This is a genomic window from Arthrobacter sp. ATA002 (assembly GCF_026898095.1).
In the GTDB taxonomy this organism is placed as follows: Bacteria; Actinomycetota; Actinomycetes; order Actinomycetales; family Micrococcaceae; genus Arthrobacter_B.
The window spans coordinates 2,795,004-2,818,328 of record NZ_CP114015.1; the positions used below are offsets into that span (position 1 = coordinate 2,795,004).

18 protein-coding genes and 6 pseudogenes are annotated in these 23,325 nt (G+C 66.8%); 3 read left to right on the forward strand and 21 right to left on the reverse strand.

The features are described from left to right. Positions 1–69 precede the first annotated feature (69 nt). The 8 genes and pseudogenes from OL239_RS13855 to OL239_RS13890 form a co-directional block, all read right to left on the reverse strand. On the reverse strand, positions 70–1,365 hold the full coding sequence (locus tag OL239_RS13855) for an MFS transporter (protein WP_268909414.1): 1,296 nt from the start codon (positions 1,363–1,365) through the stop codon (positions 70–72). A gap of 36 nt (positions 1,366–1,401) precedes the next feature. Further along, positions 1,402–2,249, reverse strand: a pseudogene (locus OL239_RS13860) (SseB family protein). 5 nt (positions 2,250–2,254) lie between these two features. Continuing rightward, positions 2,255–3,003, reverse strand: a pseudogene (priA, locus tag OL239_RS13865) (bifunctional 1-(5-phosphoribosyl)-5-((5-phosphoribosylamino)methylideneamino)imidazole-4-carboxamide isomerase/phosphoribosylanthranilate isomerase PriA). 20 nt (positions 3,004–3,023) lie between these two features. Next, positions 3,024–3,215, reverse strand: coding sequence for a hypothetical protein (locus OL239_RS13870; RefSeq protein ID WP_268909415.1), 192 nt, complete (start codon positions 3,213–3,215; stop codon positions 3,024–3,026). Positions 3,216–3,219: 4 nt separating this feature from the next. Beyond that, positions 3,220–3,855, reverse strand: coding sequence for an imidazole glycerol phosphate synthase subunit HisH (gene hisH / locus OL239_RS13875; RefSeq protein WP_268909416.1), 636 nt, complete (start codon positions 3,853–3,855; stop codon positions 3,220–3,222). 7 nt (positions 3,856–3,862) lie between these two features. After that, positions 3,863–4,468 (reverse strand): annotated as a pseudogene (gene hisB / locus OL239_RS13880) (imidazoleglycerol-phosphate dehydratase HisB); the annotation flags it as partial. Positions 4,469–4,563: 95 nt separating this feature from the next. After that, positions 4,564–5,672: pseudogene (locus OL239_RS13885) on the reverse strand (histidinol-phosphate transaminase). A gap of 352 nt (positions 5,673–6,024) precedes the next feature. Next, entirely contained in the window at positions 6,025–6,525 is a 501-nt protein-coding gene (locus tag OL239_RS13890) for a LysM peptidoglycan-binding domain-containing protein (RefSeq protein WP_268909417.1), read from the reverse strand. A 386-nt stretch (positions 6,526–6,911) separates the two neighbouring features. Between OL239_RS13890 and lexA the strand changes: the two genes are divergently transcribed. Next, the gene (lexA, locus tag OL239_RS13895) at positions 6,912–7,748 is read left to right on the forward strand and encodes a transcriptional repressor LexA (RefSeq protein WP_442864150.1); all 837 of its coding nucleotides are present in this window, start codon (positions 6,912–6,914) and stop codon (positions 7,746–7,748) included. Positions 7,749–7,975: 227 nt separating this feature from the next. Here lexA and OL239_RS13900 read toward each other — a convergent pair whose 3' ends face one another. Further along, positions 7,976–10,027, reverse strand: coding sequence for an ATP-dependent DNA helicase (locus tag OL239_RS13900; RefSeq protein ID WP_268909418.1), 2,052 nt, complete (start codon positions 10,025–10,027; stop codon positions 7,976–7,978). Beyond that, the gene (gene hflX / locus OL239_RS13905; RefSeq protein ID WP_268909419.1) at positions 10,020–11,588 is read right to left on the reverse strand and encodes a GTPase HflX; all 1,569 of its coding nucleotides are present in this window, start codon (positions 11,586–11,588) and stop codon (positions 10,020–10,022) included. The genes OL239_RS13900 and hflX overlap by 8 nt, the downstream gene beginning before the upstream one ends. Positions 11,589–11,708: 120 nt before the next feature. Between hflX and OL239_RS13910 the strand changes: the two are divergent. Then, positions 11,709–12,328: pseudogene (locus OL239_RS13910) on the forward strand (class I SAM-dependent methyltransferase). A 120-nt stretch (positions 12,329–12,448) separates the two neighbouring features. Here OL239_RS13910 and dapF read toward each other — a convergent pair. The 10 genes and pseudogenes from dapF to OL239_RS13960 form a co-directional block, all read right to left on the reverse strand. Beyond that, positions 12,449–13,390, reverse strand: coding sequence for a diaminopimelate epimerase (gene dapF, locus OL239_RS13915; protein WP_268911770.1), 942 nt, complete (start codon positions 13,388–13,390; stop codon positions 12,449–12,451). Positions 13,391–13,410: 20 nt separating this feature from the next. Further along, positions 13,411–14,361, reverse strand: a complete 951-nt coding sequence (gene miaA / locus OL239_RS13920) for a tRNA (adenosine(37)-N6)-dimethylallyltransferase MiaA (RefSeq protein WP_268909420.1) — start codon at positions 14,359–14,361, stop codon at positions 13,411–13,413. A 32-nt stretch (positions 14,362–14,393) separates the two neighbouring features. Next, positions 14,394–15,832, reverse strand: a pseudogene (gene miaB / locus OL239_RS13925) (tRNA (N6-isopentenyl adenosine(37)-C2)-methylthiotransferase MiaB). 143 nt (positions 15,833–15,975) lie between these two features. Next, positions 15,976–16,956, reverse strand: coding sequence for a permease prefix domain 1-containing protein (locus OL239_RS13930; protein ID WP_268909421.1), 981 nt, complete (start codon positions 16,954–16,956; stop codon positions 15,976–15,978). After that, complete coding sequence (locus tag OL239_RS13935; protein WP_268909422.1) at positions 16,953–17,291, reverse strand: PadR family transcriptional regulator; 339 nt, start codon at positions 17,289–17,291, stop codon at positions 16,953–16,955. Before OL239_RS13935 ends, OL239_RS13930 begins: the two co-directional genes overlap by 4 nt. A gap of 258 nt (positions 17,292–17,549) precedes the next feature. Further along, positions 17,550–18,419, reverse strand: coding sequence for a hypothetical protein (locus tag OL239_RS13940; protein WP_268909423.1), 870 nt, complete (start codon positions 18,417–18,419; stop codon positions 17,550–17,552). 97 nt (positions 18,420–18,516) lie between these two features. Further along, positions 18,517–19,830, reverse strand: coding sequence for a lytic transglycosylase domain-containing protein (locus tag OL239_RS13945; protein ID WP_268909424.1), 1,314 nt, complete (start codon positions 19,828–19,830; stop codon positions 18,517–18,519). Positions 19,831–19,872: 42 nt separating this feature from the next. After that, on the reverse strand, positions 19,873–20,457 hold the full coding sequence (locus tag OL239_RS13950; RefSeq protein WP_268909425.1) for a regulatory protein RecX: 585 nt from the start codon (positions 20,455–20,457) through the stop codon (positions 19,873–19,875). Between the two features lie 5 nt (positions 20,458–20,462). Beyond that, complete coding sequence (gene recA, locus OL239_RS13955) at positions 20,463–21,515, reverse strand: recombinase RecA (protein WP_268909426.1); 1,053 nt, start codon at positions 21,513–21,515, stop codon at positions 20,463–20,465. A gap of 220 nt (positions 21,516–21,735) precedes the next feature. Further along, a complete protein-coding gene (locus OL239_RS13960; RefSeq protein ID WP_268909427.1) occupies positions 21,736–21,957 on the reverse strand; it encodes a DUF3046 domain-containing protein in 222 nt (73 codons plus the stop codon). Positions 21,958–22,083: 126 nt separating this feature from the next. Here OL239_RS13960 and OL239_RS13965 point away from each other — a divergent pair, with 126 nt between their 5' ends. Next, the gene (locus OL239_RS13965) at positions 22,084–22,557 is read left to right on the forward strand and encodes a MarR family winged helix-turn-helix transcriptional regulator (protein WP_268909428.1); all 474 of its coding nucleotides are present in this window, start codon (positions 22,084–22,086) and stop codon (positions 22,555–22,557) included. A gap of 191 nt (positions 22,558–22,748) precedes the next feature. Here the strand turns inward: OL239_RS13965 and OL239_RS13970 are convergent, their stop codons facing one another. After that, the gene (locus tag OL239_RS13970; RefSeq protein ID WP_329609235.1) at positions 22,749–23,174 is read right to left on the reverse strand and encodes a helix-turn-helix domain-containing protein; all 426 of its coding nucleotides are present in this window, start codon (positions 23,172–23,174) and stop codon (positions 22,749–22,751) included. Between the last annotated feature and the right edge of the window lie 151 nt (positions 23,175–23,325).

The following is a 23,325-nucleotide window of genomic DNA, read 5'->3' on the forward strand; positions in this document are numbered from 1 at the left end:
CCGGGAGGCCCGCCAATCCGTCCTGCGCTTCAAGGGCTGCGCCACCGGGCCTGCACCACCCCGGCGGTTCTACGCAGCCGGCAGCCGCTGCCCGCGGCGGCTGACCTTCCGCACGCTCAGGGTGACCAGCACCAGCAGCGTGGCAGAGACCCCGGCAACCGTGAATCCGGCCCAGGGACCAACGAAATCGATTGCTGCACCGGCCAGCGGTGCACCAAGTGCCGTCCCCGAGGTCAGGGCGGAGCCGTACCAGCCCATCGCCTCTCCGCGCCGTTCCTCGGACACCAGATCGGCAACCCGTTCCGAAGCCGAGGACAGCACCGGAGCACACAGCAGACCGGCGGGAATGGAGAGCAGCGCCAGGCTGATTGTGTCCGTGGCCAGGGCCATGGGAAGGGTCAGGACGGCCATGGCCAGCAGCAGGAGCATGGGCGAGATCCGCCGGCGCATGGCCCCGTAAGTCAGGCCGCCCACCACGGAGGCCGCACACCAGACGGCGAACACGATGCCTACCTGCTGGGGCTGGCCGGTGTGCTCGACCAATGCCACAATGCCGACGTCGGAACTGGACAGCAGCAGCCCGGCACCCACCGCCACGGCAAAGACCACGGCCACGCTGAGCGTAAACCAGGAGAATCCCGACTTCAGCCGCGCACCGCGGCTGAGGGCCGCCAGCGGCTGCAGCTCTGATGAGGCCTCTGACAGGTGCGCGGGCGCGGCGGCCACCACGGCCGCATTGGCGGCCTCGCGTTCCTGCACCGCAGACGCAGCATCACGCGGATTGTCGGAGCGCGTGGGCGGATTGAACCAAATCAGCAGCAGGCCTGCGAGCGAGGTGGTAACACCCACCAGGGTCAGTCCGATCACGGAGGAGAACGATGTGGCCAGGACGGCTCCCAGCGCGGGTCCGCCCATGAACACGACTTCGGTGGCGATCGAATCCAGGGCAAAGGCGGTTCGGCGCTGGTCCCCCGTGGCGAGCACGCCGAGGGACTGGCGGACCACGCTAAAGACCGGAAGGGTGAAAACGCCGCCGATCAGTGCCAGGACGAGCAGCCACTGATAGCTGGCGTGCGGGGCGATGGACCAGATGACGGCCTCGGAGACCACCGAGGGAATCAGGGCGCGGCGCAGGCCAACGTTGTCCACGCGGCGGCCGCGCCACGGGGCGCCGACGGCTATGCCCACGGTCACGACGGCGGCAACGGCACCGGCTTTGGCGTATCCCATGTCCATGGTCAGGACCACATGCAGGGTCAGCAGCACGCCGGCGGCGGAATGCGGGAACCGGGCGATCATGCCCACCAGCAGCAGCCGGCGGATGGGGGCGATACGGAGCAACTCCCCGTAGGCGGAGAAATTCACGGCACTTCACTTCCGGCGGTCCCCCGCCCAGCAAGGTCAGCGCGTGATTTTGAGATCCAGGGAATCCACGCGCTCAACGAATAACGGATCGGCAGCGAGGCGTTGCTGCAGCGTGCCGGCGATGCCCTGCACCGCCTGCGCATCCAGTCCCGGTGCCAGGTGAAGGACCATTCTAAGCTCAGGACCGGCACCACCCCGGCCACCACCGTTCCGCGCGCCGACCGTGTCACCGTTCCCGGTCCCTGGACGAGCTGAACGCCCGTGACGGCGGGTTCGGCGTCGACTGCTGCCGATACCGCCTGCGCCACCTCCTCATCGGCGTACGAGGGGGTCCAGGGCCGCTGCTGGGCCAGGGCCCACATGGCCGGGCGGCGCACGACGAAGGTGACGTCGGCACCGGGATCCACGACCAGCAGCTGCGCCTCCTCCGATACGGCGGAGAGGGCGGCGCGGGCGGCATACACAGCCACCGGGCGGGCCTCCGGGTGCCATTGCTGCAGCGCCGGTACGGAGGTGAAGACCGGCAGCGCCTTGCGCCCGTCGGGAGCGGTGAGGGTAACCAGTGCCATATCGGCCTCTTTGTCCGCGGTGAGTCCGTGCTCGGACTCCGCCTCGGCGCCCAGGGTCGCCACGATGGGTACAAAGACGCGGGCGGTGGCCAGCGCGGCGACCACGTCCGCTTCCGTGCCTGTACCCTCTTCCAGCGCCGCTGCGGCGGCGAGGTATCCGGCGTCGGCCGCACCGTCGTCGGCGTCGAAATTGTGCAGCGGATTGCCGTCGCCGGAGAGGTCCCGGCCGGACCAGGGCTGCCCGGCGGAGTCGGAGGGCCCTCCGGCCCCGGCGAGGGCGGCGGCGATATGTCCGGGGAGGGCGCGCTCAGCCATGGGTCCTAGCGCTCCGGATGTCCGGCGATGTCGAACGCCTGCGGAAGCGTGAAGGCGCCGGCGTAGAGGGCTTGCCCACGATGGTGCCTTCCAGACCGAGCGGAACGAGTTCGCGCAGGGCAGCCAGATCGTCCAGGGACGAGATGCCGCCGGAGGCGACCACGGGCCGGTCGGTGCGCTTCAGCACCTCCCGCAGCAGCTCCAGGTTGGGACCGCGCAGCGTGCCGTCCTTGGTGACGTCGGTGACCACGTAGCGCGGGCAGCCGGCGTCCTCCAGCCGGGCCAGGACCTCCCAGAGATCCCCGCCTTCCTTCGTCCAGCCGCGCGCGGCCAGGGTGGTGCCGCGGACATCGAGTCCGACGGCGATGGCCTCGCCGTAGCGGGCGATGGCACTGGCGGTCCATTCCGGATTCTCCAGCGCGGCAGTGCCCAGGTTTACCCGGCTGGCACCGAGTTCCAGGGCCAGGTCCAGGGAAGCGTCGTCCCGGATGCCGCCGGAGAGCTCCACCTTGATGTCCAGTTCCTCCACTACGCGCTTGAGCAGCGGAAGGTTGGAACCGCGGCCGAAAGCTGCGTCCAGGTCCACCAGGTGAACCCAGTCGGCGCCGTCGTTCTGCCAGGCCATGGCCGCTTCAAGCGGATCTCCGTAGCTCGTTTCGCTGCCGGCCTCACCCTGGACCAGGCGCACGGCCTGGCCGTCCGCGACGTCCACGGCGGGCAGCAGTTCGAGGATGGGCGTTTCAATCAATGACATGGTTCTGCTTTCCGTGGGGTTCAGTCCGGGGCGGCGCGGGCGCCGGGCGGGGGTCTAGGCGGGGTGTCGATCAGCAGGTAGGCACCGAGCAGTGCCATTCCTGCCAGGACCCAGAAGCTGACGGTGACGATTTTGGACATGCCTTGGCTACGGAAGGAAATCGCGCCGCCAATCAGCAGTCCGGCCAGGCCCATGAGGATAATGCTCCACATAGCCCTAGCCCAGTGTCTTCAGCCAGTTTTCCAGCAGCGCCGCACCGGCGTCACCGGACTTTTCCGGATGGAACTGCGTTGCGGTCAGCGCGCCGTTTTCCACGGCTGCCACAAAACGGCTGCCGTGCTCGGCCCAGGTGACCTGCGGCGCGCGCATGGCCGGCTGGGTAACGTCAAAGTCCCATTTCTGCACGCCGTAGCTGTGCACGAAATAGAACCGCTCGTCCTCAATACCGGCAAAAGCCGGAGCCTTCCGGCGGCTGGACGGTATTCCAGCCCATGTGCGGCACCACCTCGGCGTCGAGGCGTTCCACGACGCCGGGCCACTCCCCATGCCCGGGGTCCGGACGCCGTGTTCCACGCCCTCGTCAAAGAGCACCTGAAGCCCCACGCAGATACCCATGACGGGCCGGCCGCCGGCAACGCGGCGGCCGATCATGCGCAGTGCGTCGACCTCCTTCAGGCCCTGCATAACAGCGGCGAAGGCGCCCACGCCGGGCACCAGCAGGCCGTCAGCCTCCAGGACGTCGGAGGATTTGGAACTCAGCGTGACGTTGGCGCCGACGTGTTCCAGCGCGCGGACGGCCGAGCGAATGTTGCCGGACCCGTAGTCCAGGACAGTGACATTGCGGCTGCTCACAGGGCTCCTTGGTGGATGGAATACCCTCGACGCGGGGGTCCGGCTCCACGGCGGCACGCAGCGCCCGGGCGAAGGCCTTGAACTGGGCCTCAACGATGTGGTGCGGGTCGCGGCCGCCGATGACGGTCATGTGCAGGCAGATTTGGGCGTGCAGCGTGATGGCCTCGAAAACGTGCCGGGTCAGCGATCCGGTGAAGTGCCCGCCGATGAGGTGGTATTCCTGTCCGGCCGGTTCACCCGAGTGCACCAGGTAAGGGCGCCCGGAGATGTCGACGACGGCGTTGGCCAGGGCTTCGTCCAGCGGTACGGTAGCCTCCCCGAAGCGGCGGATGCCCGCCTTGTTCCCCAGCGCTGTCTTCAGTGCCTCACCAATGCTGATGGCAATGTCCTCGACGGTGTGGTGCACATCGATATGGGTGTCGCCGGTGGCCTGCACCGTGAGATCCATCAGGGAGTGCTTGGCCAGGGCCGTCAGCATGTGGTCGTAGAACGGCACCGAGGTGCTGATGTTGGACTGGCCGGTTCCGTCCAGGTCCAGCTCCACTACCACTGACGATTCACTGGTGACCCGTTCGAGGCGGGCTGTGCGGCCGGTGGTGGTCTCCACAGTCATGGTTTTCCTTTGAAAGAAGGTGGTCTCTGCTAACAGTTTAGTGTCTGGACGCCGGAGGTTCCGCTCACCGGCGGGACGGGCACCGGGGCTCGAAGTTACCTGACGCCGGCCGCCAGCAGTTCGCGCAGCCGGCCCAGGAAGGCGCTGGTCTCGGATTCCGTGCCCGCGGTGACACGCAGATGGCCGGGGATCCCAACATCGCGGACCAGCACACCCGCTTCCAGCAGACCCTCCCAGACCGCGCGGGGGTTTTCCAATCCGCCGAAGAACACAAAGTTGGCATCCGAGGGTGCCGGCTTCAGACCCAGGCCAAGCAGCTCGGAGACAATCCGGTCGCGCTGGACCTTGATGGCTTCAACGTTGGCCAGCAGAGCGTCAGCGTGCTCCAGCGCGGCATTCGCGGTGGCCTGCGTGATGGCCGAGAGGTGGTACGGCAGGCGTACCAGGCGCAGGGCATCGGTGACTTCCGGGGCGGCAGCCATATATCCCACACGGGCTCCGGCAAGAGCGAAGGCCTTGCTCATGGTCCGGGACACGATCAGGCGCTCCCTGCCGGGCAGCAGCTGCAGAGCGCTGGGAGTGCCGGCGTGGAAAAACTCCCCGTAGGCCTCGTCCACGATCACGATGGCCCGGGAGGCGGCACCTGCCTCATAGACGGCTTCCACAACATCCAGTGAAAGGGCCGTTCCGGTGGGGTTGTTCGGGGTGCACAGGAAAACGATGTTTGGTGCCTGCTCGCGAACCTGTTCGGCTGCCGCCTCCGCCGTCAGTCCGAAGTCGCCGCTGCGTTTTCCGGTCACGTAGCGGGTACCGGTACCGCTGGCCAGCAGCGGGTACATGGAATAGGTGGGAGGAAAACTCATGGCGGTGCGCCCGGGCCGCCGAAGGCCTGCAGGATCTGCTGCAGGACCTCGTTTGAGCCGTTACCGGCCCAGATGTTGTCAGTGCCGAGTCCGTGGCCCAGATAGGCAGCCAGCCGTTCGCGGAGTTCGGTAAATTCACGGTCCGGATAACGGTTGAGCCCTGCGGTGGCCTGCTCAACGGACGCCGCGATTGCTTTGCGCACCGAGTCCGGCAGACCGTGGGTATTCTCGTTGACATTCAGCAGGATGGGCACGTCGAGCTGCGGGGCACCGTAAGGCGTCAGTCCGCGAAGGTCATCGCGCAGGGGAAGTCGGTTCAGTCTTTCCAGCTGTTCAGTCACCAGTACAGCTTAAGACTTCAAAGCGGGGCGGGAAGAATCCCGGAGCCGCAGCGTCGGGGGTGTTACGTCCGGAGGCAGGGTCGGGGTGTTCTGTCCGGGGTGTCACGTCCGGAGGCAGGGTCGGGGTGTTCTGTCCGGGGTGTCACGTCCGGGGTGTCACGTCCGGAGGCAGGATCGGGGTGTCACGTCCGGAGGCAGGGGGCGGCGTGTTCTGCCGGGAGATGGACTTGGTGCCCTCGGGCCTGCCGCAAAGCCCTGTCCTGTTCTTGTGCATGGCTCTGTCCCGTCGCACAGCGCGTTGCCATGCGGCCCGAGCGCCGGGTCAAAACGGGCGCCACGGTGAAGGCGCTGTTTACGACTGGACCGGAATGAACAGCTGTACGCCGGCCGGAACCCGCTCGTCGGGGAGGTTGTTCAGTTCCACGATGTCGGCGACCACATCCCGGGGATCCCGCTCGGGAGCGAATTCCTCCGCCAGGCCCCACAGGGAATCACCGGGACTGACGCTGACCTGGAGTGTGCGTGTGAGGTCCGGCCCGCCGCTGGAGGCCATGGCCGGAGCCGTGAAGAAGCCGAGCACAGTGAGCGCGGCCGCAGCGGTGAGCATCAGCGGGAGGCCAATGAACACCAGCCGGCCCCTGCGCGTCAGGCGAAGCGGCGCGGCCGGAGACAGGGATGCGGCGGCAGCCGCATCCGGTGCGGCATAAGAGGACGACACGGCCGGAGAGAGAGGAGCGGCCGGGAATGTGGCGGCCGCAGCTGCCGGGGCTGCAGGAGTCTGGCACGTTGCTGCAGCCGGTTCTGCGGCGGAAATCAAGGGGGAAGACTGGCGGGACATTGTCTGGGCTGGCATGAAAATACCTTTCCGGTTCGATGGCAGCGGCTGCAGGGCCGAAGCTGTATTCGAAGAAGTGGAAGTTGCACGGCGAGAACGCTTCGAAACTATGTTCGAACCTCGTGAACTCATTTCTAGCACCTATCTACTACTAAAGTCGAGACTCGCTCGAACAAATGTTTGAAAAGACACCCCGGCTCCCCTAGCGTTGACTTTCAGAGGGACAGTTTCTCCGGTTCAGGCCGGGCCGGTGCGGGGCGCAGGCTTCGGGCGGTTCGTACGGGACCACTGAATCAGCTGCCTCTGACATTTCCGCCGGCACGGCTAGTACAGTGTTCCGGCCCAGACATCCGCCCGACCAGCTCCGGCACCGCCCGGACCAGCTGACCCGAAGGGAACCCCACGTGGCCCGCAGGACTGCTTTAGAAGACAGCACCAACCAGCCAGCGGCAACCGGCCCCCGTGCGCGTGTGAAAGGCCTCACTCCGCGGCAGAAGACCGTCCTGGAGATGATCCAGCGATCAGTGAGCACCAACGGATACCCGCCCACCATGCGGGAAATCGGGGACACCGTGGGCCTGGCGAGTCTGTCCAGCGTGACCCACCAGCTCACACAGCTGGAGAAGCTCGGCTACATCCGCCGCGATCCCAAGCGTCCCCGGGCCATGGAAATCCTGATTCCGCTGATGCTGCGCGATGGAGCCGCTGATGCAGCGGGCAACAGCACAGAGCCGGCGGAGAGCCCCGGCCGCACGGAACCGTCGTCGCCGGCCGAGGCCACACCCGGCAAGGGGAACAGCCGCTCCGGCAACGGCGACAGCTCCTCACCCGGGCTGGCAACAGTGACCGAAATCTCCACCTCCGTGGACACGGCCATGGTGCCCCTGGTGGGACGCATCGCTGCCGGCGGCCCCATACTGGCGGAGCAGGTGGTGGAGGACATCATGCCGCTGCCCCGTCAGCTGGTGGGACACGGCGATCTCTTCATGCTCCGCGTCTCGGGTGACTCGATGGTGGACGCCGCCATCTGCGACGGTGACTGGGTGGTGGTCCGGCGCCAGCCCACGGCTGAGAACGGCGACATCGTAGCCGCGCTGCTCGACGACGAGGCCACGGTCAAAACGTTCCGCCAGCGCAACGGCCACACTTGGCTGCTGCCGCAAAACACCCGCTATGAGCCCATCGTGGGCGACCACGCCGTCATTATGGGCAAGGTTGTCTCGGTCATGCGCTCACTCTAGGAGCCGGCCAACGCCGTGTAGCTGCGAAGAAGGGGTGCAGTGCGCAGAAACCGCAAAGGCGGCCGGAGTTCCGGCCGCCTTTCTTATTGAGTGTCCGCCCGGCGGTGAGCGTTGCTGCCGGCGGTGCGCGTTTCCCGTCGGTGGATACCCGGCCGCCGGCGGTGCGCACCCGCTGGACAACTGCAGGACGGTCCGCCGGGTTTTATGGAAGCTCCGGACCCAAGCTGCTACTTGCGCGGCGCCGAAGTGTTCTCCCCGGCCGCGGACTGCTCCGCCAGGCGGCCCAGCACCGACAGGACAACGGAGCGGTCTGTCGTGGACCAGAACGGGGGCAGCGCCGCCCGCAGGAAGCTGCCGTAGCGGGCCGTCGCCATCCGGGAATCCAAAATGGCCACAACCCCGCGGTCACCGGCGGAACGGATCAGCCGCCCGGCTCCCTGTGCCAGCCGGACAGCGGCATGGGTTGCGGCCACGGACATGAAACCGTTGCCGCCGGCCTTGGCCACTGCCCGGGTGCGGGCAGTCATCAGCGGGTCGTCCGGGCGCGGGAAGGGAATCCGGTCGATAAGCACCAGCCGGCATGCGGTACCGGGCACATCGACGCCCTGCCACAGGGACATCGTACCGAACAGGCAGGTGTCGGGTTCCTCGGAAAACTGCTGCACGAGCGAGGACATGGAGGACTCCCCCTGGCAAAGAATCGGAAAGTCCACCCGCGACCGCATGGCATCGGTGGCCTCCTCCGCGGCCCGGCGTGAGGAAAACAGCCCGAGTGCTCCACCGTTGGACGCCTTCAGGAGCGCCTCAATCTCGTCCAGCTGCGCCTCCGAGGTGCCCCGTTCAGGTTTGGGCAAGTCCTTGGCCACATACAGCACGCCCTGGCGCGGATAGTCGAAGGGGCTGCCAACGTCGGTGCCTGTCCAGGACGGAGCTCCGGGGCCCAAAAGCCCCAGGGCGCCGGCGACCGGACCGAATTCGGCACCAATCGCAAGGGTCGCCGAGGTCAGGACCACCGTGTGCCCGTCAAACAACCCTTCCCGCAGCCGCCCGGCTACTGACAGCGGCGCAACGTTCAGGGTGGCCGGAGCGGTCTCATCAGGCGGGGAATAACCGCCGGACGGTGAAAAGGTGCTGGGGCGCGACGCCCAGATCACTTCGCCGGCGTCGGGAGCGGAAAGCAGCCGCTCACAGATGCCCAGCACCGCCATCAGCCGGGACCTGGCCGTCTGGCGGCCGCCGTCGGCGGTTTCGCCGGGCTCCGGTTTGGAGTCGGAAAGGGCCACACGGCAGGCCTCTCGGACGCGGCCCACCGCCTGCCCCTGTTCTTCGTTCAGTCCGCTGGCCAGCAGCCCCGACGGGAGACCTTCCAGAGACTGGTCGAAGATCCGCCCTGCCTGCGCCAGCTCCTCGACGCTGGCCGAGGTGTGCTTGCGCGCGGCCGTTACGGCGGCGGAAATCACCGTCCCGGACAGCTGGCCCGTCACGGCGCCGGTGACGCGGTCCTGCAGTTCGTGGGCTTCGTCAATGACCACCACGTCATAGTCCGGCAGCACGGCCAGTCCCTCGAAGGCGGCGATGGCAAGCATTGCATGGTTGGTGATGACGACGTCGGCCACGGCAGCCTGCGCACGCGCCCGTTCACTGAAGCACTCGGCGGCTACCGGGCATTTTTGGGCGCCGAGGCACTCCATGGAGGTCACCGAAACCTGCCGCCAGGCTTTGTCGCTCACCCCGGGAACGAGGTCGTCGCGGTCCCCGGTGTCGGTCTCGTCGGCCCACTCGCGCAGCCGCACCACTTCCCGTCCCATGGCGGAGGTGGGCGCCGGCGCGGGATGCCCCACGGCGCGGTCCTCGCCGAGGGTGAACAGGGCGGCGGCGGGATCTTCCTCCTCCGGGAATCCCCCGCCGGTCTTGTGCAGGCAGACGTAGTTGCTGCGGCCCTTCAGCAGCGCCACGTCCACGTCCCGCGGCAGCTTGGGCTTCAGCGTCTTCAGCAGCCGCGGCAGGTCCCGGCCCACAATCTGGGACTGCAGGGCCAGCGTGGCGGTGGAGACCAGCGTTGGTTTAGTGCTGTCCAGCGCGTGGTGGATCAGCGGCACCAGATAGGCCAGCGACTTGCCGGTGCCAGTGCCGGCCTGCACCAGCAGGTGCTGTCCTTCGTCGATGGCCTGCGTGACCTGGCGGGCCATTTCGTGCTGGCCCGGGCGGTTTTGCCCGCCCATGCCGGCGACGGCGGTGTCCAGCAGTTCCAGGACTTCGCCGGTGGTGTCTTTACTCATCGGTGGCGAAGAACTCCAGTTCAGCTGCAAGACCCTCGCGGACCATGACGTGCAGGCGGGTTCCTGCCTCGGAGTGCTCCAGGGACAGGATCTCCGTATCCGAGCTGTGCAGCCGGGAGACAATGTCGCCGCGGTCGTACGGAACCAGAAGATGCATGTCCACGCCGGGCCGGGGAATGCCGTCGGAAATGGCCTGCAGCAGCTGATCCATGCCCTGGCCCGTACGGGCGGAGACCACCACGTGGCGGCGTTCCTTCTGGCGCAGCCGTTCCAGGACAAACGGATCAGCGGCGTCGGCCTTGTTCAGGACAATGATCTCCGGGATCCTGCGGGCGTCCACATCGGTCAGGACGGAACGCACGGCGGCGATCTGGCCCTCAGGATCCGGGTGCGAGGCATCCACCACGTGCAGAATCAAATCCGCGTCGGCGACCTCCTCGAGCGTGGACCGGAACGCTTCCACCAGCTGGGTGGGCAGCGACCGGACGAAACCCACCGTGTCCGCCAGCGTGTAGCCGATCCCGTCTTCGGTCTGCGCCTTGCGGATGGTGGGGTCCAGGGTGGCGAACAGGGCGTTCTCCACCAGGACGCCGGCATCCGTAAGCCGGTTGAGCAGGGACGACTTGCCGGCGTTGGTGTAGCCGGCAATGGCCACCGAGGGGACTTCGTTCCGCTGCCGGTTGGCCCGCTTGGTTTCCCGGGCCGGCTTCATGCCGGCGATTTCACGGCGCAGTTTCGCCATGCGGGTACGGATTTTCCGGCGGTCCAGTTCGATCTTGGTTTCACCGGGACCGCGCGAACCCATGCCGGCGCTGGCGCTGCCGACCTGGCCGCCGGCCTGGCGGGACATTGATTCGCCCCAGCCGCGCAGGCGCGGCAGCAGGTATTCGAGCTGCGCCAGCTCGACCTGTGCCTTGCCCTCGCGGGACTTGGCATGCTGGGCAAAGATGTCCAGGATCAGCGCAGTCCGGTCGATGACCTTGACCTTGACAATGTCTTCCAGGCCGCGGCGCTGGGACGGGGCCAGCTCGCTGTCCACAATGACCGTGTCCGCACCGGTCGCCATCACAATGTCCTTCAGCTCCTGGGCTTTGCCCGATCCCAGGAACGTCCCCGGGTCAGGCTTCAGGCGCCGCTGGATGATGCCGTCGAGTACTTCGGATCCCGCCGTCTCGGCAAGGGCAGCGAGTTCCTGCAGGGAGTTTTCTGCTTCGGCCGCTGTGCCTTCGCTCCACAGGCCGGCGAGGACAACGCGCTCCAGCCGCAGCTGGCGGTATTCAACTTCGGTAACATCTTCCAGTTCGGTCGACAGACCTGCCACACGCCGCAGCGCGTGCCGGTCGGCCAGATCTTCCTGGTCGCCGTCGTGCGATGAGCGCCCGGCGTCGTCGGACAGTGCCTGTGCCCTGCCGCGCGGCGCGTTGCCACCGGCCGTTTTGGCCTCGGCGGCGCTTTCCTTGGCGAGGATCCTGTCAATGACCCCCTGGATGTCCCCCGGGCTCAGCTCCGTGTTGGGCTGGGCAGTACCGGACGTGCCAGGACGGGAATTGTTGATCGTCATATTCTCCTTATAAGGCGTGTTCTCCATGGTAAGTCAGTGCACGGACATTTGGGGTGCGATCTTCCCGCCGTTCCCATCCGGTTTCTGCTGCCTGCCACAGACCCACTATTCTGGGTTGTTATGGGTTCAGACCATTACTTCAGTTCACAGCCCTCGGCCCCCGAGGTCCGCCGGCCGCTTCACGTCACACTCGACGGCCGCGAGCGGACCCTTGTCACCTCGGGCGGAATCTTCAGTCCCGACGCCATCGACAAGGGAACCGTGATTCTGCTGGACGAGGTTCCGGCCCCTCCTCCACCGGCAACCTGCTCGATGTTGGCTGCGGCTGGGGACCGGTCGCCCTGACCATGGCGCTCAGGTCTCCGAACGCCAGAGTCTTCGCCGTGGACGTCAATGAGCGGTGCCTGGGCCTCACCCGGGACAACGCCGCGGCCCTGGGCCTGGACAACGTGACAGCGTCCCGGCCCGAGGAGGTGGATCCCAACCTGCGCTTTGACACCATCTGGTCCAACCCGCCCATCCGCATCGGCAAGGACGAACTGCACGCCCTGCTGCTGCTGTGGCTGCCGCGGCTGGCCCCTAAAGGAACCGCATGGCTGGTGGTCCAGAAAAACCTGGGAGCGGACTCGCTGCAAAAATGGATGGCGGATCAGCTCGGCGGCGGCTTCTCCGTGTCCCGCCACAGCACTGCCAAGTCCTTCCGGATCCTTAAGGTCCAACGGAACGCCGGCGAAGGCTAGCCGCCGAAAACTGTCGTTATTTTTCTTCCATGCTTTGTCCAACCGCCTCCCCGGGCGCTTTATTCCGGGTGCCGAAGCGCCCGCCGGCACGCCGAACGCGGCCGCTGATGCCGCCTGGGCCTACAGGAACGCACCCCGAGCCACCAGGACTGCCGGTCCACTGAGCTCCACGTGTTCGCGGCCGTCTTCAGCGGTCAGGAAACGGACGCCGACGACGCCGCCGGGCACCGTGACAGCCCATTCGTTTGGAGCGTCGCGGCCGGCCCAGAAGCGGGTGGCCGCGGCGGCCGCACAGGCTCCGGTGCCGCAGGACAGGGTCTCCCCCACGCCGCGTTCATGCACGCGCATCGTCACCAGGCCCACCCCGTCAACGACCAGCGGATCGGCGGGGACAACGAATTCCACGTTGGTGCCGTTTTCCGGTTCGGGCTGCACCGACGGAGCAACCGTGAGATTGGTCGCCGCGAGTTCGGCCAGTTCAGCCAGTGCCACCACGGTGTGCGGGTTTCCCATGCTGACGGACAGGCCCGGACGCGGAACCTCCAGCCCGTCGGCGTTGACCACCGCATCCATGGCCTTGGCTGCCGCGTGGTCGGGATGGATAAATTCCCACGGGCCCATGTCCACGGCGTAGCCGCTTTCCACCCGGGTGACGGTCTTGGTGCCGGCGCGGGTGCCGATGGTCAGGGTTTCCCCCTCAGCCAGCTGTACGAGGCCTTCCGTGAGCAGGAAGTGGGCAAAGACCCGGACGCCGTTGCCGCACATTTCCGAGACGCTGCCGTCCGAGTTGTAGTAATCCATGAACCATTCGGCGCCGGGGTCGCTCTGCAGCAGGGCCTGCCCCTCGGGCAGGCGGGCTGAACGGACGGCCCGGATGAAGCCGTCCGCGCCGATGCCGCGGTGCCGGTCGCAGACGGCGGCCACGTCGGCGGCAGTCAGCACGCGCTCTCCGCCGGGATCGGCAATCAGCACGAAGTCATTACCGGTGCCGTGGCCTTTGGTGAAGGCCAGGCCGGCCAGGGATGCGGGCAGGCCGGAGGCTGACAATCCGGATTCGGGCAGAGGGGCGGAGAGTGTTGTGTTCACTGTTCAAGGATAGCGGCGGCGGCACGGGCGGTCAGATCGGGATCGTTCCAGTCCAGCCAGGTGATCCTCGGGTCGGCCCGGAACCAGGTCAGCTGCCGGCGGGCGAACTGCCGGGTGGCCACCACTGTTTCCTCTGCAGCCGCCGGAACGGTCGATGCGCCGTCGAGCACCCGCAGGAACTGCGCATAGCCCAGGGCGCGCCCCGCTGTCCGGCCCTCGCGCAGGCCGCGGTCCGCCAGCATTTCCACTTCGGCCAGCAGGCCCTGGCCCACCATTTTTTCCACCCGTTCGGCCAGGCGCCGGTGCAGCAGGGGCCGTTCCACGGTCAATCCCAGCTGGACCGCGGGCTGGAAGTACTCGCGGGCGGGCATGAAGGAGCTGAAGGGCCGTCCCGTGAGCCCGTGGACTTCAAGGGCCCGCACCACCCGCCGTCCGTCACCGAGACGGTCGGCCGACACCGGATCCACCGCGCGCAGCCGCAGCCGCAGCGCGTCCAGGCCCGTTTCTTCCAATTCGCGCTCAAGTGCGGCCCGCAGCGCCGGATCCGTGCCGGGGAATTCCAGGACATCCAGTGCGGCCCGAACGTAGAGTCCGGAACCGCCCACGAGGATCGGATAGCGGCCGCGGGAACGGATCTGCGCGATCAGGGTGCGGGCCTGCTCCTGGAACCGGGAGACACTGGCTTCCTCGGTGACGTCCATGATGTCCAGCAGGTGGTGCGGAACGCCCCGGCGTTCGGCCACACTGATTTTCGCGGTGCCGATGTCCATGCCCCGGTAGAACTGCATGGCGTCGGCATTGATGACTTCACCGCCGAGCGCCAGGGCCAGGGAGACGCCCAGATCCGATTTGCCGGAACCTGTCGGCCCCACGACGGCGATGACCGGACGGACCGGATCCCCCTCGCCTGTCTCGGCAGGGTGTCCGGCGGAATCAGTGCCGTGCACGGCATGAGGGGGACGCGCAGGGTCCATGCCGGTTAGGAGCGGGGAGGAAGGGACGGCATGCCCAGAGACACCCCGGGTTTCCCGCCCCCGGCGGCTGGGGACGGCACGCCGCAGGACTCAGCCTGCGACCGGTCCCAGGCGTCTCCGGCGCGTGACCGGCGCAACGAGTAGTCCGCGGCCGTCGCCGGATCCGACACGAGGTGGAACGCTGCGGCCGAGGTGACGGGAACCGTGACCAGGTCTCCCGGGCGGGGTACTTCGCAGCCCTCGGGAACCGAGAAGTGTACGAGGCGCTGGTCGCGGGAACGTCCGGACAGCCGGCCGGTCTCCTCGGACTTGCGGCCCGAGCCGGCAGTGACCATAACTTCCACCGTGGTGCCGACCTGCTTGGCGTTCTCTTCGGCGGCGATCCGGTCCTGGAGCGCGGTCAACCGCTCGAACCGCTCCTGGACGACGGCCTTGGGGAGCTGGTCCGGCAGGTCGGCGGCGGGAGTGCCCGGGCGCTTGGAATACTGGAAGGTAAAGGCGGTGGCAAAGCGGGACTTCTCCACGACGTCGAGCGTGGCGGCGAAGTCCTCCTCGGTCTCCCGGGGAAGCCGACGATGATGTCGGTGGAGATGGCTGCGTGGGGCATCCGTTCGCGGACGCTGTCCAGGATGCCGAGGAATTTCTTGGAACGGTAGGACCGGCGCATGTCCTTGAGGACCTTGTCCGAGCCGGACTGCAGCGGCATGTGCAACTGCGGCATGACATTCGGGGTTTCCGCCATGGCGTCAATGACGTCCTGGGTAAAGGCCGCCGGGTGCGGGCTGGTGAAGCGTACCCGCTCCAGTCCCTCGATGTTTCCGCAGGCGCGCAGCAGCTTGGCGAACGCTCCGCGGTCGCCAAATTCCACCCCGTAGGAGTTCACGTTCTGCCCCAGCAGCGTAACCTCAATGGCGCCGTCGTCCACCAGGGCCTGGATCTCCGCGAGGATTTCGCCGGGCCGCCGGTCGCGTTCCTTGCCCCGCAGCGAGGGCACGATGCAGAACGTGCAGGTGTTGTTGCAGCCCACGGAAATCGAGACCCAGCCGGCGTACACGGAGTCCCGTTTGGTGGGCAGCGTGGACGGGAACACGTCGAGGGATTCCAGGATTTCCAGCTGAGCCTCGTCATTGTGGCGGGCCCGTTCCAGCAGGGCCGGCAGCGAGCCGATGTTGTGGGTGCCGAAGACGGCGTCCACCCACGGTGCTTTCCGCTGGATGGTGTCGCGGTCCTTCTGCGCCAGGCAGCCGCCCACGGCGATCTGCATCCCGGGGCGCGTTTCCTTCACATGGGCCAGCATGCCCAGGTTGCCGTAGAGCTTGTTGTCCGCATTTTCGCGCACCGCGCAGGTGTTGAAGACAACGACGTCGGCGTCGTCCTCCTCCGCAGGGACATATCCGGCGTTTTCCAGCAGGCCGGAAATACGCTCCGAATCGTGGACGTTCATTTGGCATCCGAAGGTCCGGACCTGATAGGTGCGCGGGTGCTGCGGGTGCTCGGCGGGGGCAGGGGTAGCTACAGTCAAACTCACCTTCCTAGGGTACCCGCCGTGGGGCGGAGCCGGTGGTTTTCCGGCGCCGCCCCACGGTCTTACCGGGACGCCTGCTGCGGCGGCGCGGCCTGCCCTGCGGTTTTCCGTGCTTTCCGGAACCCGTCGACGATGGTCCACAGGCCGGCGACCGCCACGGCTGCCGCAGTGACCGTCCCGATCCAGTTGGCGGCGGCCGCTCCCCAGTCGACGTTGGACAGGAAGGACCAGTCGAAGACCCGCTCATTGGCGAGCAGCCACAGGACCGGAACCGTGAACAGCAGCGCCAGGGCAGCGTTCACGGCGGCCAGGGCATACGTCCAGCGGCCGGCCGCATAGACGACGACGGCGAACACAGCTTCCAGCGTCAGCAGGACGATGATGCAGGGCAGCCAGAAATTCCACAGCTGTTCCTGCAGGACCAGCACCGGTTCACCGTCCAGATAGAACAGCGAACCGACCCGCTGCCAGAGCAGGAGACCGATAAAGAACGCCAGCACAATGACCGCGGCAATCGTGTCACTAAGCGAAATTCCGCTGTGGCGCTGGATCTGCGGCAGCATTCCGGGTGTCCACTGCTTCAGGCCCTCTTTGCGTCCGGTTCCGGTGCGCTGGATGACCGCGAAAGCGAGAGTCACCCAGAAAGTGACCTGCACCAGTGCAGTGATGGAGGCGCTGATCGCAGCGCCGAAGGCAGCGGCAGGGTCTTCGGGGTCGCTGGCCATCCGGACGAGGGTGGCAGCGACAAAGGCCAGCGGCACCACGGTCAGCAGCAGGATTCTCAGTATCCGACGCCAGTCCGGATAGAGTTCGGGGCCGATCAGGTACAGCGGGCGGTCAGCGTAGCGGGCCGCCAGCCGCTGCGGATCACCAAATTCCGCCAGCACGGCGTTCTCGGCGTCGGCGGGCGGTTCGCCCGCGTCAAGCCGCGCGTCGACGGCGTCGGCGATGGAGGCGCGCAGCTCCCGGTCAATGTCACCGCGCTGCTGCTCGGGAATGGAGCTCAGAGCTGCAAAAACGTAGCGGTCAGTGAGGGTGTTCATGATCCCGTTCCTTCATTGAGCTGGCAGATGGAGGCATGCAGGCTGTTCCAGTCCTTCAGCAGCAGATCCAGCAGTTCCAGGCCCTGCCGGCTGGTCGTGTAGAACTTCCGCGGCCGCGCCTCTTCGGTGTTCCAGGAACTGGTCAGCAGGCCCTGTTTCTCCAAGCGGCGCAGCAGCGGATAGAGGGTGTTGGCTTCGACGGCAAGCCCGGCCCGGTTCAGGTCCTCGAGGAGCCCGTAGCCGTAGCCCGGGTGCCTAAGGATGGACAGGCAGGCCAGCACCACGGTTCCGCGGCGCAGTTCCTGCAGGTGTCCGCCGATCAGGTCATCATCCATAGGTAACACTATGGTGTGTCACGCACACTAATGCAATAGCTACGGCCCAGTCAGCCGGCAGCGCACACAGTGCGGCACCGGGCGGACCGGGATGCCAAACACCACCGGGCGGGCCGGGGGCTTCGGACACCGCGGACACCACCCGGCGGAGTCCGGGACACGCGAAAGGACGGAACCGGCCGGGATAATCCGGCTGGTTCCGTCCTGTCCTGCGGCGTAGTAGCAGTTCCTTTCGGATTAGAACCAGTTACCTGCGGTCTAGTACCAGTTGTTGGCGTAGTGGAAGTTCAGCGCCCCGCAGGGGCTTCCGTAACGGGACTCGATATAGCCAAGGCCCCAGTTGATCTGAGTCTTGTAACTGGTCAGGTAATCCGAACCCGCTGATGCCATCTTCTCGGCCGGAAGCGACTGCACGATCCCGTAGGCGCCGCTGCTGGCGTTCATGGCACTGGTCATCCAGTTGGATTCCTTCTCCCAGAGCGTGTTCAGGCAGGTCATTTCCGTTGCGGCCCATCCATGGCCGGCGAGGGCGGAGGCGGCGTAGGCCTTCGCCCCGGCGGGATCATCCACGGGCACCGCCGCTGCGGCTGCCTCAGCAGCCGCAGCTTCCTCGGCCGCCCGCGCGGCGGCATCGGCATCTGCGGCCGCCTGTGCCGCCGCTTCCCGCTCCGCTGCCAGCCGGGCCTGCTCTTCGGCGGCCCGGGCTGCAGCGGCAGCCTCTTCGGCCACCCGTGTTTCCTCAGCCACGGCCGCCTCCGCAGCGCGGGTTTCTTCAGCCGCACGCTCTTCTTCGGCGGCCAGACCGTCTTCCGCGGCCTTTGCCGCTGCGGCATCTTCCGGTGCCGACCCGCCCTGAGCCTGGCCTTCCCCGTCATCGGCCGCCGCGGTGCCGGGGGCCGCGGCTTCAGCAGCGGTGTCGCCGGTGCCCGTTCCTGTTATCGGTGACGCCAGGCTTACGAGACCGGCGCGCAGGTCCTCACTTTGCATGGAGGCACCGGCGACACCAAAGAAGGCCAGCGATCCGGCAACAGCAACGGCACCGACGCGGAGCCGGCGGACGCGGCGGGAGCGCCGGCGTTCCAGGGTGTATTCGCGTCGCCCGGGGGCGCTCTTGTGGAAGGAAGTCATAGGACCGAGACCCTACCGGCGAATTCTGGCCGGCGTTTCAGCTACATAACAATGCCGTTGACAGCCATGTCGATCCCGGCTTTAATGCCACGTTTTGCTAATACCAGTTCTTGTCTTCGGAGTGCTGCCACGCCGCGCAGGGACTGCCGTAGCGCGCAGCAATGTATCCCAGGCCCCACTCGATCTGCGTACGGTAATTCGTCCGCCAGTCGGCGCCGGCAGTGGCCATCTTGTCGCCGGGCAGAGACTGCGGAATGCCGTAGGCGCCGCTGAAGGGATTGTTGGCGCTGGTCCGCCAACCGGACTCACGCTGCCACAGGTTGACCAGGCAGCGCTGCTGGTCCGGACCCCAGCCAAAGGCTGCCAACCGGCCGGCTGCGTAGGCCTGGGCGCCGGCAGGATCATCGACGGGAGCGGGCGCCGGTCCGGGTGGGAGCTTTGGGGCAGGGGGTGCAGGAGGAACGGGTGTTACAGGTGGGGGCGCTGGTAATTTAGGAGCCGGTGTGGGATTAATCACCGGAGCGGGCCCTCCCGGCAGCGGCGGCGGAGTCAATCCGCCGCGGTCCTCCGAGTCCTGGTCCTTCTGCCGGTCAGCTTCCCGGGCGGCCTCTTCCGCTTCGCGCGCCGCCTGCTGCCGCTGGTAGTCCTCCTCCGCCTGCAGCCCGCGCAGCCGCTCCTCTTCCAGCTCCGCGCTGCTGTCCCGGAGGACGGCCAGCTGCCCGAGCAGGACGGCGCTCTGTTCCCCGTGCCCGCGCACCGCAGCATCGGCCGCGGCCGCCGCTGCCTGGGCGCCACGCGCAAGCTGCAGCGATTCAGCTGCGGCTTCATCCCGCGTTTCGGCTGCCGCGGCCTCGCGTTCTTCAAGGCTCCGCAGCACATTGGCGGCCGCCGAGGCGTCGGCCCGAAGTTTGTCGGTGCGCCCGCTAATCCCCTGCAGCGTGGTAATCCGGTCCATGGCATCCACCGCGGCGTCTGCGTCCAGAAGCATCAGCAGACTGGAATCCACTCCGCCGGTTTTGTAGGTCTGGGCCGCCAGTGCGCCCATTTGCTCAGTGAGCTCTCCGGCCGCGGCGGCGGCTTCGGCCCGTTGCACGGAAAGAACATCGAGGGTCCGGCTGGCAGCTTCCGCCTCGGACGCAGCCCGCTGATGGTCCGCCGTCGCCCGCACGGCAGCGTTGCCCAGCCGTCCGGCGTCCGCGGACACTTCGCCCAGGAGCGCCTCGATTTCGGCGGCCTGCTTCTCTGTTGCTTCCACACTCTGCTTGGCCTGCTCCACCTCGTCCCAGGACGGGAAGTCAGCGGCGCTAGCGGGCACAGCGGTGAGGACCGCGGCGGCCAGCACTCCGGTCAGCACCACGGACCCCATCGAAACGAAAGAGAACTTCTTCCCCTGCAGCAACATAGTCAACATCGGGGTTTAGCCTACGGCACAGTCCGGAATATCCCTACGGTCCTACCAGTCGTCCTCCGGCTGCCGGTCGAGCACGTCACCGATCACCTCGTTGACAACCCGGTAGCCGATCGACGGCGAGTAGCCCTTGCGGGCGAGCATCGCCACGAGACGCCGGGCCTGCTTGTCACGGGCGGCGCGGTCGGTCAGGTCGGCGGAGCGCTGCAGCCTGCGGCCGGCCAGCGCGCGGGCCGCTTCCAGTTCGTCGTCGTCGCTCACCTGTTCGAGCGCTTCCTCCGCGCGGTCTCCGGTAATGCCCTTCTCCGAGAGTTCACGTTTGAGCGCACTTCGGGCGAGCGACTTTGACCGGGACCTGCTGGCCACCCACATGCGTGCGAATTCGGCGTCGTCCACGAGCTGGACCTCTTCGAAGCGGTCCAGCACCGCCTCAATCACCTCGCCGGGGATGTCCTTCTCGGCCAGTTTCACCGCAAGTTGGCGGCGGCTTTTCGGAGCGCTGGTCAGCTGCCGCAGGACAATGGTGCGCGCCGTCCCGTACGGATCGCGGTCCAGCTCCGCCGCTGGCTCGGCAGCGGGTTTCCCGGATGAACTTTCCGCACCGTGAAACCCGCTGTCCTGCTGCTCCATGGTGCCTAGGCGTTCTTCGGAACGGCCTTGAGCTTCGGTTCGCCCGGAGCTTCTTCGGCGGGACCGTCGATGCCAAGCTTCTCCCGCAGGCGGCGCTCCAGCTCATCGGTTAGCTCCGGGTTGTCCCGCAGGAACTTGCGGGCATTCTCCTTGCCCTGGCCCAGCTGGTCGCCGTCGTAAGTGAACCAGGCGCCGGACTTCTTGACGAAGCCGTGCTCCACGCCCATGTCAATCAGCCCGCCTTCGCGGCTGATGCCCGTTCCGTAGATGATGTCGAATTCAGCCTGCTTGAAGGGCGGGGCCATCTTGTTCTTCACGATCTTGGCACGGGTTCGGTTACCGACCGGGACCGTACCCTCCTTGAGCGTTTCGATCCGGCGCACATCAATGCGCACGGAGGCGTAGAACTTCAGGGCCTTGCCGCCGGTGGTGGTTTCGGGGCTGCCGAACATCACGCCGATCTTCTCGCGGAGCTGGTTGATGAAGATGGCGGTGGTGTTGGTGTGGCTCAGGCGCCCGGCGATCTTCCTTAGTGCCTGGCTCATGAGCCGGGCCTGAAGGCCCACGTGGCTGTCGCCCATGTCGCCTTCGATTTCCGCCCGCGGAACCAGCGCCGCCACGGAGTCGATGACCACCACATCGACGGAACCGGAACCAATCAGCATGTCCATGATTTCCAGCGCCTGCTCACCGGTATCCGGCTGGGACACCAGGAGCGAGTCAGTGTCCACACCGAGACGGGCGGCGTACACCGGGTCCAGGGCGTGCTCGGCGTCAATGAATGCGGCGATTCCGCCGCTCTTCTGTGCATTGGCGACGACATGAAGCGCCAGGGTGGTCTTACCCGAGGATTCCGGACCGTAGATCTCCACCACGCGGCCGCGGGGAAGTCCACCGATGCCCAGGGCGAGGTCAAGGGCGATCGAACTGGTCGATATGGTTTCCGCCGGAGCACGGACCTCATCTCCGAGCCGCATGATCGAGCCCTTGCCGTACTGCTTATCGATCTGGGCCAGCGCTGCTTCAAGAGCCTTTGCGCGGTCGACTGCTGCTGCCATTCTTCACCTCGGTTGTTGGAGTTATTCATGGCCCGAAGGCCGGTTGTCCTGCTCACCTACGACCATATGCGGCGGCACTGACAAAACGGCCGAACGGGCTGCCGTGGGGATATCGGGGATGGTTTCGCGGTCGTGTAGCCCTTGTGTAGGAGCATATCCGCACCCGAACAGATATTCGAATCCCGGTCACCGGCGTGTCCCCTTTTCGTTATCCGCCGGACTACTTCTTGGGCGGAATATCACGGCCCAGGCGGCGTTCGGGCGGAACGTCCTGAACGTCGCACACTGCCAGCCACACGGCTTTGGGTTCAATTCCGCCGCCCAGCGCCTCGGCCGCCGTCCTGCCGCCGAGCGAGCCCAGCACCAGGTCATTGGCCAGCACCCGGGAGTAGGCCGCACCGAACTCATCGTCCATCAGCCGCCAGAAATCACTAAGTCGCATCGCTTAATCCTCTCACGCCCGCGCGGTCCGCAGCCGGCAGGCCACCGCACGCCGCTGGAAACGCCCTGCGCAGGGCAGACACAGCTTTTCGCCGGCGCTGCCGCGGCCGGACCCTAGAATGGAACCATGACCGACCAGGCATCCTCCCCTTCCCCCCGGCACCACGAAGCCGCCATCGAAACCCTGGAACATGCCCTGTCCGTGCTGTGGCGCCGGGCACGGTCGAATTCGCACAAGGTGGCCCGGGAGGTACACCCGGACATGGAGCCGGCGGCCTACGGACTGCTGCTTCTGCTGCAGCAGCAGGAGGCGATGCGCCTGACCGATATCGCCGCGAACATCGGCATCGGCAAGCCGTCCATCAGCCGGCAGATCGTCATGCTGGAGAGCCTGGGCCTCGTCCAAAAGCATGCGGACCCCCAGGACGGGCGGGCACAGACCATTTCGCTGACCCCGGCCGGGTCGCAGGCGCTGGCCCGCACCCAGGCCGCCCGCAAGGATCTGTTCCGCACGCTGCTGGAGGGTTGGGAGGATGAGGAGCTGGTGCAGCTGGGCTCGCTGCTGACAAAGCTCAACGCGTCCTACGCGCGGGAGCGCTGACCCGGCCGGCGGGCCCGGCCCGGTGCGGATCGGCCGGGTGCTGGGCACGGGTGCCCGGCCGTCGGGAAGCACTGACACGGGAAGCATTCAGGGGAACTATCGGCACAGCAAAGACCCCGCCGTTGCCGGCGGGGTCTTTTTATCGTGCGGAGGCAGGCCGTCTTTGATGCGGCGGCATGCCCGATGTAGGTCTACGGTGTGCGGGCCAGGTCCCGCGCCATGTCATCCGGAAATTCACGGGCAAACTCGCGCGAGAACTCGGATGGGACGGTGTCGGGTATGGCGATGCCTTCTGCGCTCGCCACCCGGTCGCTGACCTCACGAAGCATCAGAGACAGGGGCACATCCAGCGCGGTGCAGATTGAGGAGAGAAGTTCCGAGGAGGCTTCCTTCTGGCCCCGCTCCACCTCGCTGAGGTAGCCGAGCGAAACGCGTGCGCTGTGCGAGACCTCGCGCAGGGTACGACCCTGGCGCTGACGGACATCGCGCAGTACGTCGCCAATTTCATGACGAAGAACAACCATTTTGCGCTCCTTTGGCTCCCGGCGTGCATCTTCCGCTAACCCTACATCCCGCCAGCGAATAACGCCGTTCACGGATACGGGTTGCTTAACCATCTGTATCGTCCTGCTCCTTATGTGGTCCGGCTGCGGTTGTACCGCAGCTATCTAAAGATCGTAGTCCGGAAACCTTGGTGGTTCCTGATACTAACAACTGAGCGTCACCGTGATTTGTTCCCGGTGCCGTCCACGCGTTCCTGCGGTCCGG